The 12,492-nt window shown below is 46.7% G+C and carries 10 protein-coding genes; 9 read left to right on the top strand and 1 reads right to left on the bottom strand.

What is annotated here, in order from left to right:
- Positions 1 to 40 precede the first annotated feature (40 nt).
- The 9 genes from NC994_RS12440 (at position 41) to NC994_RS12400 (ending at position 12,005) form a co-directional block, all read left to right on the top strand.
- Positions 41 to 1,042 (top strand): ABC transporter substrate-binding protein, encoded by a 1,002-nt coding sequence (locus NC994_RS12440; protein WP_190433403.1) that lies wholly within the window; start codon positions 41 to 43, stop codon positions 1,040 to 1,042.
- 34 nt (positions 1,043 to 1,076) lie between these two features.
- The gene (locus NC994_RS12435; protein WP_190414449.1) at positions 1,077 to 2,078 is read left to right on the top strand and encodes an ABC transporter substrate-binding protein; all 1,002 of its coding nucleotides are present in this window, start codon (positions 1,077 to 1,079) and stop codon (positions 2,076 to 2,078) included.
- A gap of 2 nt (positions 2,079 to 2,080) precedes the next feature.
- Positions 2,081 to 4,702, top strand: a complete 2,622-nt coding sequence (locus NC994_RS12430; RefSeq protein WP_190433401.1) for an ATP-binding protein — start codon at positions 2,081 to 2,083, stop codon at positions 4,700 to 4,702.
- Positions 4,703 to 5,067: 365 nt separating this feature from the next.
- Entirely contained in the window at positions 5,068 to 7,893 is a 2,826-nt protein-coding gene (locus NC994_RS12425) for a GAF domain-containing protein (RefSeq protein WP_190433454.1), read from the top strand.
- A gap of 294 nt (positions 7,894 to 8,187) precedes the next feature.
- Positions 8,188 to 8,502 carry a metalloregulator ArsR/SmtB family transcription factor gene (locus tag NC994_RS12420; protein ID WP_190433399.1) on the top strand — a complete coding sequence of 105 codons (315 nt, stop codon included), beginning with the start codon at positions 8,188 to 8,190 and terminating at the stop codon, positions 8,500 to 8,502.
- Positions 8,503 to 8,523: 21 nt separating this feature from the next.
- On the top strand, positions 8,524 to 9,378 hold the full coding sequence (locus NC994_RS12415; protein ID WP_190433397.1) for a phosphate ABC transporter substrate-binding protein: 855 nt from the start codon (positions 8,524 to 8,526) through the stop codon (positions 9,376 to 9,378).
- A complete protein-coding gene (gene pstC, locus NC994_RS12410) occupies positions 9,359 to 10,213 on the top strand; it encodes a phosphate ABC transporter permease subunit PstC (protein WP_242030466.1) in 855 nt (284 codons plus the stop codon). The genes NC994_RS12415 and pstC overlap by 20 nt, the downstream gene beginning before the upstream one ends.
- On the top strand, positions 10,206 to 11,123 hold the full coding sequence (gene pstA, locus NC994_RS12405; RefSeq protein WP_190433395.1) for a phosphate ABC transporter permease PstA: 918 nt from the start codon (positions 10,206 to 10,208) through the stop codon (positions 11,121 to 11,123). The genes pstC and pstA overlap by 8 nt, the downstream gene beginning before the upstream one ends.
- Before the next feature lie 60 nt (positions 11,124 to 11,183).
- The gene (locus NC994_RS12400; protein ID WP_190433393.1) at positions 11,184 to 12,005 is read left to right on the top strand and encodes a phosphate ABC transporter ATP-binding protein; all 822 of its coding nucleotides are present in this window, start codon (positions 11,184 to 11,186) and stop codon (positions 12,003 to 12,005) included.
- On the opposite strand, the gene NC994_RS12395 is transcribed toward NC994_RS12400, so the two are convergent.
- On the bottom strand, positions 11,970 to 12,485 hold the full coding sequence (locus NC994_RS12395) for a GNAT family N-acetyltransferase (protein ID WP_190433390.1): 516 nt from the start codon (positions 12,483 to 12,485) through the stop codon (positions 11,970 to 11,972). The two genes, NC994_RS12400 and NC994_RS12395, sit on opposite strands and share 36 nt — an antisense overlap.
- Positions 12,486 to 12,492 lie beyond the last annotated feature (7 nt).

The following is a 12,492-nucleotide window of genomic DNA, read 5'->3' as shown; positions in this document are numbered from 1 at the left end:
AGCGTTATTCCATGCAGTTAAACATCAACAGTTTTTCAAGATGAAATCTCGATTTCTCCGCTTTGCGTCTCTTTTTTTGCTCAGCCTTTTCCTGGTTACAGCCTGCAATGGCAGAACCTTTATAACCTCTAAACCTGAGCTTCCACCACTGCGAATTGCCTACAATCTGTGGCCTGGATATTTCCCAATGGAGATTGCTTCAGAACAAGGATTTTTCGCAGAACAGGGGGTGGAAGTTGAACCTGTGTATTCAGAAAACTATTTAGGAGTTGTTTCTGATTTTAGTGCAGGTAAATATGATGGCATCATCGTAACATTGGGTGGTGTGATGAGCATCATTGGGAAAAACCCAGATATCCACATTGTCTTGGAAACCGATCAATCGGCTGGTGCTGATACCGTAGTGGTGCAACGCGATATTAAAAGTGTAGCTGACTTGAAGGGCAAGCGACTCGGCGTGAAGTTAGGCGACTACGGAGAATTGTTTGTTGTCAAGATGCTGGAGAGCAATGGTCTTACTACCGATGACGTGACGCTAGTCGATATAGAAGGGGAAGCAATTCCAGCACACATAAAAAGCGGTGATATTCAAGCCGGACAAACTTGGTATCCCTACACATTAGAGGCAGTGAAAGCCGGAGCGCAGGTACTATTTACCAGTAAGCAAACACCTAGGTTGATTCCGAATGTCATCTTGTTTCGCAGCAATGTAATACGCGATCGCCCTGGACAGATAAAAGCATTTGTCCGAGCTTGGTTCCAAGCCCAAGATTACTGGAAAGCAAATCCCCAAGCAAGCAAATCACTGATTGCTAAGCGGCTGAAGATTAAACCGGAGAGCGTTTCAACCGATAACATTCAGCTGTCCACCTTAAAAGAAAACTTAAAAGCGTTTACTCCAGATTCCACAGAAGAGTCGTTGTACCATACCGCCAAATTGTACGCCGATTTCTCGATTCGTACTGGAGGATTAACCGCTGCGCCAGATATTCAAAAACTGATCGATCCGTCTTTTGTGCAGCAGTTGCAGCCAGGAAGTTGACCGTATTCAGTCACACACATCAACAGGTTTTAGCATGAAATCTCGATTGCTACGCTTTGTATCTCTTGTATTACTCAGCATTGTGCTAATCACCGCCTGCAATGGCACGACAACCGTAACTTCCAGCCCACAGTCTTTGCCTCTTAGGGTCAGCTATAATCTTTGGGCTGGACAGTTTCCGATGGCGATCGCCCAAGAAAAAGGATTCTTCCAAGCGCAGGGTGTTAAAGTCGAACCCATTTTTTCAGAAAACTATCTCCTACCCCTGTCTAACTTCAGTGCTAATAAAAATGATGGGGTTGCGCTGCCATTAGGTAGCGTTATGAGTAGGCTTGGGCAAAACCCAGATGCAAAAATCGTTTTAGTCACCGATCAATCAGCGGGTGCTGACGCAATGGTAGCTCAGCGCCATATAAAAAGCGTGGCTGATTTGAAGGGTAAGCGGATCGGCACTAAGTTAAATGATTTTGGAGAACTGTTTGTCACTAAGATACTAGAAACGAAAGGTCTTTCTACTCAAGATGTCAGCTTAGTCAATATAGAAGCGGAAGCAATTCCAGCTTTCTTAAAAAGTGGTGAAATTCAAGCAGGACAAACCTGGGGACCCCATTTGTCTCAAGCAGTCAAATCTGGGGCTAAAGTGCTATTCACCAGTAAGCAGACTCCTGGGTTAATTCCAGATGTCATCGTGTTTCACAGCAATGTGCTACGCGATCGCCCTCAAGATATAAAGGCATTTATTCGCGCTTGGTTCCAAGCCCAAGACTACTGGAAAGCGAATCCAGAAGAAAGCAAAGCAATAATTGCCAAAACCCTCAATATCAAACCTGAAATTATTTCAACAGATGGCATCCAGTTGTCTAATTTGCAAGACAACTTAAAGGCATTTACTCCAGGTTCAACAACAGAGTCGCTGTATCATACAGCCAAATTGTACGCCGACTTTTATACTCGTACCGGAGGGCTAAGCGCTGCGCCGGATATTCAAAAACTAATCGATCCGTCCTTTGTGCAGCAGTTACAAAAGGTAAATTGACTGTGAAACAGCTCCAACTTTATACCCTACGCACTAAGCTGATTTTTTCTTTCCTGGGTGTGGCACTCCTCCCCTTAGCATTACTAGCCTTCTTGAATCAGCGAGCCACACAAAAGACGCTGACGAACAATGCTAACCAAACCCTCTTAACATCTGCTTCTCAAACTGCCCTGAGTATAGATGCTTTTATAAACTCGAATCTGGATGCTGTCCGGGTTGAAGCTCAGTTGCCAGTCTTCGCCAAGTACTTAAGTTTACCTGCTAACCAGAGACAAAGTATCGCTTCAGAAGTCGAGGGCGCTTTACGTTCGCTCAGCCGTAAAGATACTTTGAATATCTCGTCCTACGCGCTGCTCGATAGTCAGGGGCGAGATGTAATTGATACCTATACACCAGATATCGGTACAGATAAATCTGACCAGAATTACTTTCAGCGACCGTTTAAAACTGGCTTACCCTATGTCTCGCCCATTGTGTTTTCTCCAAGTACTAATGAGATCGGTTTGTACTTCAGTAGTCCGGTACGAAATGCGTCGGGAAATACTATCGGTGTCTTACGTATCCGTTATAACGCTGCTGCTGTCCAGCGATTGGTTAGTCAAAATACCGACCTAGTGAGAGGAAGCGCTTCCTTTGCGATTTTGCTAGACGAAAACCATATTCGTTTAGCTCACGGGAACTCACCTGAGTTAAATTTTAAATCGGTTACACCGCTCCCACCGGCTAAAGTGAAGGCTCTGCAAGCAGAAGGACGGTTGCCCAAGGGGAAAACGGCAGACTTTTCGACAAATTTGCCTGATTTTGAGCAAGGTCTAGATAACGCTGCAACATCCCCTTACTTTACAACCGCCTTATCCTCTACAAACAACGAGCCGAACGCAGCAGCAGTTACCAAGCTAAAGACGCGACCGTGGTTTGTGGTTTTTGTCCAACCGAAAGCGGTATTTCTAGCGCCTATCGAAGCCCAAGCCCGCGACACGCTGTTGCTGGCTGCGATTATTGCAGGTGTAGTCATTATCGCGGCGATTACGATCGGAGAACTACTGGCTAAGCCACTGATTAATCTCGCTGGAACAGTGACTCAATTCACTGCTGGCAACCTCAATGCTCGTACTTCTATCCAATCAAAGGATGAAATTGGGGTGCTAGCGTTGAGTTTCAATGGGATGGCAGAACAAGTCGGGAAATTGCTTCAAGGCTTAGAAGAGCGTACCCGCGAACTGGAAGTTAGTCAGCACGTTACGGTTGCCGTCAGCGAGCTGTCGAAAGCGATTATAGACCCGGAAAAGCTGTTGCGCGAAGCGATCGCTCTTATGCAGAATCGCTTCGGCTTGCACTATGTGCAAATTTATCTGTTGGATCAAACAACAAATCAACTCATCCGGCGGGCTGACTCTGGCAATCAGGGTATGCTTGGGCATGATGAAAGCGCCTGTCTGTCTCTTGACGATCGCAGCTTAGTCGCCCTTGCTGCCCGAAAGCAGCAAACGATCTGGGTGGATAAACAGGACAGTGCAGGGCTAGCAGGAGACTTGAAACCCATCCAAATGGGTTCTTCCGCAGTGGTGCCCTTAGTCGCTCGTGGGGCGCTACTAGGAGTGCTGGACATTCAAGACAAGGAAAGCGATCGCTTCAGTCAAACGGATCTAGAGACGTTCAACACCCTCGCCGGACAAATCGCCACGGCTTTAGAAAATGCCCGCTTGTTTGAAGAAATTCAAAAGGCTGAAACCCAATACCGAGACAAAGCTCAAGAGTTACAACAAACTCTATCTGAGTTGAGACAAACTCAAACTCAATTAATTCAAACTGAAAAAATGTCTAGTTTGGGTCAACTGGTGGCTGGAGTTGCACATGAAATTAACAATCCAGTCAACTTCATTTATGGCAACATCACTCCTGCCAATGAATATCTGGAAGATTTGCTCAAACTCTTAAAGTTGTACCAACAATGCTACCCCAATCCTACCCCGGAAATTCAAGACTATATCGAAGAAGTCGAACTCGACTTCCTGCTCCTTGATTTTCAGAAAATTCTATCTTCCATGAAGTTTGGAGCCGAACGGATTCGTCAAATTGTTCTATCTCTAAGAAACTTCTCCCGTTTAGATGAAGCGGAGATGAAAGCCGTTGACATTCATGAGGGTCTTGAGAATACGCTAGTAATTTTACAGAATCAATTAAAAGATAAGCCGGGACACCCGGAGATTCAGGTGATTAAAGAGTATGGCAACTTACCTTTAGTAGAATGCTATGCCGGACAACTGAATCAAGTGTTTATGAATTTACTTACAAATGCAATTGATTCTCTCGATGAGTTTAATCATAAACGCTCGATCGAAGAAATTAAAGGCAATCCCGCTACCATCTTAATTCGCACCAAAGTCGCAGGGAACAATCAAGTAGAAATCCGAATAATTGACAATGGTTCAGGGATTTCAACTGAGGTTCAGTCAAGACTTTTCGATCCTTTCTTCACAACGAAAAACGTTGGCAAAGGGACTGGGCTGGGTCTAGCGATTAGCTACCAAATTGTAACCGAAAAACATGGGGGACAGTTGGAGTGTACTTCAGCACCCGGTCAAGGGGCTGAGTTTGCTATCAAGATTCCAATTAGAGTTTAAGCTAACAAATCTTCATCAAGCGCGATCGCACTGACGAGAAAGTTAGAAACCTTAGCTGGATAGAATTTTAGCAACTCATTTTCTAAAAAATCCCTAAATCTACAGCATTATTTTAAAACCCGATTTCAAACTCGCTCGAAAACATATATATAGCAATCCTATTTTAGTTGTGAGACAAACCTTCAGATCCTAACTTCTTTCTCGAAGTCGGGAATCGCACCTTCACGAATCATTTCAGATTGGTATAGAAACTAATTTTTAAAAAAAGTTCCATATTTTCACGTATGGCTGAACTTAGTCAGTACACCGAAAATAGATACAGTGCGGAAAAAGGCACAAATATTATAAGCGTAGTGGATGAAAAAATGACCATCAGTAAAAATACGCAAGTTTTAAAGCCAGAATTACAGTCAGAATTAGAGCGGGAAGGATTGCTGCACCGAATCACTAACCGGATTCGTCAATCCTTGGAATTACAAGAAATTTTAATCGCAACGGTGGCAGAAGTCAGTTCGTTACTAGAAGCAGACCGAGTCATGGTCTATCGGTTTCATGCTGATGAAAGTGGAGAAGTGATTGCCGAATTTATTTATAAAAATCGCCTTCCGTCTTTAAAAGGTTTGAACTTTCCAGCGGATGACATTCCTCCCCAAGCACGCGAACTCTATCAGAAAGTGCGTCTGCGTTCGATTGTGAATGTTGCGTCAGGACTCATTGGTTTATCGCTAATGGATTCTCCAGAAACCGGAGAATCCCTAGAAACCAGAAAGATCCACTATCGCCCTATAGACCCTTGCCATGTGGCATATCTCAAAGCAATGGGTGTGCAGTCTTCTCTGGTGGTGCCGATTCTGCATGGCGATCGCTTGTGGGGGCTTTTAGTCGGTCACTACTCGCAACCGCAAGTAATCTCAGAACGGGAACTGGAAATTGTCCAGATGGTAGCCGATCAAGTGTCGATTGCGATCGCTCAATCTACTTTACTCACCCAAACCCGCGAAAAAGCTCAGCGGGAAGTCACGCTTAACCGTGTCGCTACCCTGCTGCATACACTCCCTACCATTGAGCTGCAATCCGCCCTGGAGGAAACCGTTAGCGCGCTGCAAGGTTCTGGTGGCAGACTGTACATCGCCCCAGAAACTACTGGCTTGTCAGCGATAGTGTACACCTGTGGCGATCAATTGAAGCTCGTAGAACCGGGAGTGGTAGCAGTACCTGCCTCATCCGTTCTCATTGAGCAGCATCCTCTGTGGCAAGAATGGTTAAAAGGCGGAGCAAATTTAAACCCTGTCGCTACCGCAAATACTAGGGGTAGTAGTGGCATCATTGCGATCGCTGACTTGTATAAACAAACGTATTTACAACCGCTTGAAACTGTATTTCAATCTACTTTGATTCGAGGCGTGTTGATTGTACCCCTCCAACACCGTCAACAGTTGGTCGGATACTTGACAGTTTTTCGAGATGAAATTGACACGGAAACCTTATGGGCTGGACATTTTGACCCGGATGCGCGACAAGTCCACCCCCGAAAATCTTTTGAACTTTGGCGACAGCTAAAAAGAGGCCAATCGCGCCAATGGACTCCGGAAGAGATTGAACTCGCTGATACTTTAGGCGATTGCTTCTCAATGGCGATTGAGCAGTATGGACTGTACCAAAAGGTGCAGCGTCTGAATGCCAACCTCGATTGTCAAGTCCAAGAGCGTACAGTCAAGTTACAACAATCTTTGGAGTGGGCAAGCGTTCTTAAGCAAGTCATCGACCAAATCCGCAGCACTTTGGAGCTAAAAACAATCCTGCAAACCATCGTGCGCGAAGTCCGAAACCTGTTAGATACAGATCGAGTGATCGTTTACCAGTTCACCCGGCGTTGGCAAGGCCAGGTGGTTGTCGAAGAGGTCACTGGCAAAACGAAATCGATTCTGGGGCAGGTATATGACGAGAACTGCTTTCCCTTAGAGTACGCAATCTTATACCAGGGGGGACGGGTTCGGGCAATGAACGACGTGCATCAAGCTTCTTTGCAAGCTTGTCATGTCGAATTCTTGGAACAGATTCAGGTGAAAGCCAATTTAGTCGTCCCGATTCGCAGAGGGGAGCAACTGTGGGGGCTACTGGTTGCCCATGAGTGTCATGCGCCAAGAGTTTGGAAGGCGGAGGAAGTCGATCTGCTACAACAACTTGCCGATCAAGCTGCGATCGCGATTCAGCAAGCCGAACTCTACCAACAGCAAGCGGAATTCCTCGCGCAAACCCAGCAGCAAGCAGAACAACTCTCTAGTGCCCTCCAAGAGTTACAGAAAACCCAAAGCCAGCTAATTCAAACCGAAAAAATGTCGAGTTTGGGTCAACTGGTTGCCGGTGTCGCTCACGAAATTAATAATCCGGTTAATTTTATCTACGGCAATATCAGCCACGTTGATGAGTATACCCAAGATATGCTCAAACTCATGGAACTCTACCAACGCCATTACCCGAATCCCCATCCTGAAATTGTGGATCGAGCAGAGGCGATTGACATCGAGTTCCTGACTTCGGATCTTCCGCAGATGCTCTCATCAATGAAGGTTGGAGCTGATCGCATCCGCCAGATCGTTCTGTCTTTACGCAATTTCTCCCGGCTGGATGAGGCTGAGCGGAAACCTGTCGATATCCACACGGGCATCGACAGCACTCTGTTAATCTTGCAACATCGACTCAAAGCCAAGCCAGACCATGCCGAGATCGACGTGGTGAAAGAGTATGGAGACTTACCGCCTATCGAGTGCTACGCCGGTCAGATGAATCAAGTTTTTATGAACGTGATCGGCAACGCCATTGACGCTCTAGAGCAACGCGATGAAACGCGATCGCTGGAGGAAATTAAAAACTTACCCAGTCAGATTACCATTCGTACTTTTCTGATGCAGGACAACCCAGCGGGTGTCCCCCGCGTTGTTATTCAGATTCGTGACAATGGCCCTGGCATGAGTGCAGGCGTGCAGTGCCAAGTTTTCGATCCCTTTTTCACCACCAAGCCGGTTGGGAAAGGAACGGGTCTGGGACTTTCCATTAGCTACCAGATTGTGGTAGAAAAACACGGCGGTTCCTTTAAATGTATGTCTCAACCCGGTCAGGGTACTGAGTTCTGGATAGAAATTCCTCTGAATCGCCAGTTAGCACAAAGCTGCTATAGCAATCCTATTTGAGTTTTAAGATGCCAGCGGTTCAGACCTCCGACTTTTCCAAGAAGTCGGGGATCTCGCCTTTAGGAATCATTTAGGAGCGCTATAGAACGCCTTGTACTCGGAAACCTCCTTTCCTTGCAGGGAAGGAGGTTTGGTTTTTCAAGTGAAAAATCTGAATTTTCCCGACATCCTCAGCATCGGTTAAGAAAAAATTAAGCTAGGATTAATAAACAATTATTGATATAAATATAAGTTAATATCAATCTCGATCCAGGGCAAGCCTGGGTTGGTTCCCAACTTCACACAGGTGAATCCATGAGTACCCAAAAAGTCTCATCGCAGTCCTTTTGTGCCCAAAAACTGAAAACTTTGGCAGATTCAACGCGGCTTGAGGTTTTAGAACTGCTGATGAGTGGCCCTAAGCACGTTGGCGAGATGAATGCGGTGCTGGGGTTGCAACAGAGTTTGCTATCGCATCATCTAAAAGTTTTGCGGGAAGAGGGTTTTGTGACGGCGACGCGAGATGGCAAGGCGGTGCTTTATCAGCTAGATCCTGCAATCCAGAGGATAAATGCTGGTCGGGCGATTGACTTGGGATGTTGCCTGGTTTCGTTTGATTCCAACACATAAAAAACTTCAATTACATAACTGATGAAGAATCTAAGAATGCTTGCGCCGCTTTCTCTAGGGTTAGCTGCCTGCTTTTGGCTGCAATCTTGCGGGAAGCCTCCAGAAGGGGCAACCCAATCATCCGATAAGTTACAAGGCAAGCTGGTTTTGACGGGATCGAGTACGGTAGCACCTCTGGCGGCTGAGATGGCCAAGCGCTATGAAACTCAACATCCGGGAGTCCGGATTGACGTGCAAACGGGCGGATCTTCGCGGGGAGTCGCAGATGCCCGCCAGGGGGTGGCGGATATTGGGATGGTTTCCCGAAGCCTCAAAGACAGCGAGAAGGATTTGCAAGCTTTTATGATTGCTAACGATGGCGTCTCGGTCATTCTCAATCAAGACAATCCAGTTAAAAATCTGACGGACAAGCAAATTGTCGATATCTACACCGACAAAATCAATAATTGGAAACAAGTCGGCGGGAAAGATGCCCCAATTACGGTGGTCAATAAAGCTGAGGGTCGATCCACGCTGGAACTGTTTGCCGACCACTTCAAATTAAAGACAACCGATATTCGTGCCGATGTGGTGATTGGCGATAACGAACAAGGAATCAAAACCGTAGCAGGGAATCCCAACGCGATCGCGTATGTCTCCATTGGTTCAGGCGAATATGGTGCTACTCACAATACTCCAATCAAACTGTTGCCAATAGAAGGAGTAGACGCCTCTATTGCTAACGTCAGCAACGGTAAATTTCCGATTTCTCGCCCTCTTAATTTGGTAACAAAAACCACACCCGCCGGATTGCAAAAAGAATTTATTGATTTTGCCCGTTCTCAAGATGTGCAAGACATTGTGAAGGAGCAGTATTTTGTCCCAGTCGCGAAATGAACCCATCCTCGTCTGGATGTTGCGGGGAATGGCGATTATTTCGGGCGCGATCGCGCTTTTAATCCTGCTATTCCTGATTTGGGAAACCTTACCCATCCTGCAAAATATCGGACTGACACGCTTCTTCAAAGACCCCTCCTGGCATCCAGTTAGCGAAGAATTTAACCTAATGCCGATGTTGTGGGGGTCGCTATTTGTGACGGCGGGATCTGTGCTAATCGCAACCCCTTTAGGGATTCTCTCAGCAGTTTTTTGCCACTATTATGCACCTCCCGCATTAGCCAAAATTTACCGAGGCTTAATTGAGCTTTTAGCAGGGATTCCCTCAGTCGTTTATGGCTTTTGGGGTTTAGTCGTACTGGTGCCAATTATTGGGCGGATGCACCCACCGGGACCAAGTTTATTGGCCGGGATTTTAATCCTAACGCTGATGATTTTGCCTACCATTGCTCTCGTCGCCGATGCCACCTTTGCCAACGTACCCGCAGATTATCTGCGGGGTGCGGCGGCGCTGGGATTGGGACGCTGGGCAATGGTGCGTAGTGTGGTTTTTCCAGCAGCAAAATCAGGGCTATTAACGGGGATTATCTTGGAAACGGGACGGGCGATTGGCGAAACAATGGCGGTGTTAATGGTTTGCGGTAACGTCGTGCAGGTACCAAAGGGTGTATTTGAGCCAGTGCGGACGTTAACAGCAAATATTGCTTTAGAAATGGCTTATGCCGTGGGAAATCACCGCGCCGCCTTGTTTGTCAGCGGGTTGACATTGATGGCAATGATTGTGGTTTTAGTCGTTGCTGCCGAAATGATTAACCGGGGGCAGATTTATGAATGAATCCTTTGATAAGCCAAACTTACAAAAACAAATTGTGCGAGAAAAAACCAATTCTTTTGCTTTTAATTGTTTGCCTTATTCCGAATTGATTTCCACAGCAATCGTCTGGGGATCTGTCGCTTTAATAACAGCTTCGCTATTGTGGCTATTAAGCGATATTTTTATTTCTGGTATCGGTCAAATTAGCTGGGACTTTTTGACAACCGCACCGCGTAATGCTGGACGAGATGGAGGAATCGCATCTATTTTAGTCTCGACAGCGCTAATTGTAGGAGTATGCATGGCGGTTTCAATTCCGTTGGGAGTAGGGACTGCGATATTGCTGGCTGAATTTACCTCAAACCAGAGTATTTTAGGGCGGTTAGTGCGACTGAGTTTGGATGTTTTAGCAGGCGTCCCTTCAATTGTTTTTGGTCTTTTTGGGAACGCTTTCTTCTGTAAAACATTGGGAATGGGCTTTTCGATTCTTTCCGGCGGGTTGACGCTGGCGTGTATGGTGCTGCCGATTTTGATTCGCTCAACTCAGGAGGGTTTTCGAGGCGTACCGGATGACTACCGACGTTCGGCGGCGGCGCTGGGACTCTCGCGTACAGCCACATTATGGGAGTTACTGCTACCAGCGGCAATGCCTGGATTAGTCGTGGGGTTGCTGTTGGGTTTAGGGAGAGCGATCGCTGAAACGGCTGCTTTAATCTTTACCAGTGGTTACGTCGATCGGATGCCAGAGTCATTGTGGGATTCCGGGCGATCGCTCTCGGTTCACATTTACGATCTCGCTATGAACGTCTCTGGCGGCGAACCAAATGCCTACGCCTCTGCTCTCGTATTAGTCAGCTTTCTATTACTCATTAATGCTGCAATCTCTTGGCTAGCAGAACGGTTTCGGCAATCCCGAATTTGGGTAGCGTAAACCAAGCTTACCTCGCGTTCTTTTTTTGCGTACTTCGCGTCTTTACAGTTTAAATTCTTCATGAAACACACGACAAGCGAAATTAGAATTCAAGAGAAAACTTCAGCCTCACTTCCCAGTAATGCCCCAGAAATCAAAACCGAGAATTTAAGCCTTTCTTACGCGAATAAACCCGCATTTAAAGATGTCACTCTCTCTATTAAATCGGGTGAAATTACAGCCCTAATTGGCCCTTCCGGTTGTGGCAAAACAAGCTTTCTCAGTTGTCTAAACCGCCTTACCGATTTAACCAACAACTGTCGGTTAACAGGGCGGATTCTGCTGGGGGAGCGAGATGTGCAAGAAATCGATGTGATTTCATTGCGCCGCCGAATAGGAATGCTATTTCAAAAACCCAATCCCTTCCCACTTTCCATTATCAGAAATCTTGAATTTCCGCTTAGAGAACATGGAGTGAGGAATCGAGAAAAAATCGATGAAATTGTCGAAGATGCCTTGCGCGATGTCGGCTTGTGGGATGAGGTGAAGGACAGGCTGAAATCTCCTGCCCTTTCCCTTTCTGGCGGACAACAACAACGGCTATGTCTCGCCAGAGCGATCGCCCTCAAACCCGATGTTCTCCTGATGGATGAGCCTTGCAGCGCCCTCGATCCGCTTTCTAGTGAAGTCGTAGAGGATTTAATCGTTAATCTGCGCGGCAAATATACAGTCCTGGTTGTCACTCACAATTTGGCACAGGCAAAGCGGATTGCGGATGATGTGGCGCTGTTTTGGGTTCAGGATGGCGCTGGACAATTGATCGAATCCGGTTCAGTTACCCAGATGTTTGAATCTCCCCAGCACCCGTTAACGGCTGCCTACGTCACTGGCAGAAGGGGTTAGTGCAGCCATACTCATGAGAGAATCGCCCGTAACGCGGCAAATCCGCCAGTCGGGCAAAACGTCAGCACCCATGCGTTCGTAAAATGCGATCGCCGGTTCGTTCCAATCTAAAACGCTCCACTCCAATCTCCCACAGCCGCGAGATACAGCCAACTGAGCGAGGTGGGTGAGAAGCGCCTTCCCGATCCCCTGACGCCGATATTCTGGGAGTACAAACAAGTCTTCCAGATAGATTCCCGGCTTAGTGAGAAAGGTGGAATAGTTATGAAAAAACAGGGCAAACCCCACGCCTTGCCCCGCATATTCTGCTAGAATTGCCTCTACATAAGGCTTAGAACCGAACAGATGGTCTTTCAGGGCGTCCGTATTGCCTGTGACAGCGTCAGAAAGTTTCTCATACTCCGCGAGTGCTTTAATTAGCTCAAATAGCACCGACGCATCTCCAGGCTCTGCTGGACGTAAAATCAATTCAGTAGTCATTCGTCAT

This window comes from Trichocoleus sp. AS-A1 (assembly GCF_039962015.1).
Lineage (GTDB): Bacteria > Cyanobacteriota > Cyanobacteriia > Cyanobacteriales > FACHB-T130 > FACHB-T130.
The sequence above is the reverse complement of the archived record's forward strand: the minus strand, read 5'-3'. Positions and strand labels throughout refer to the sequence as shown.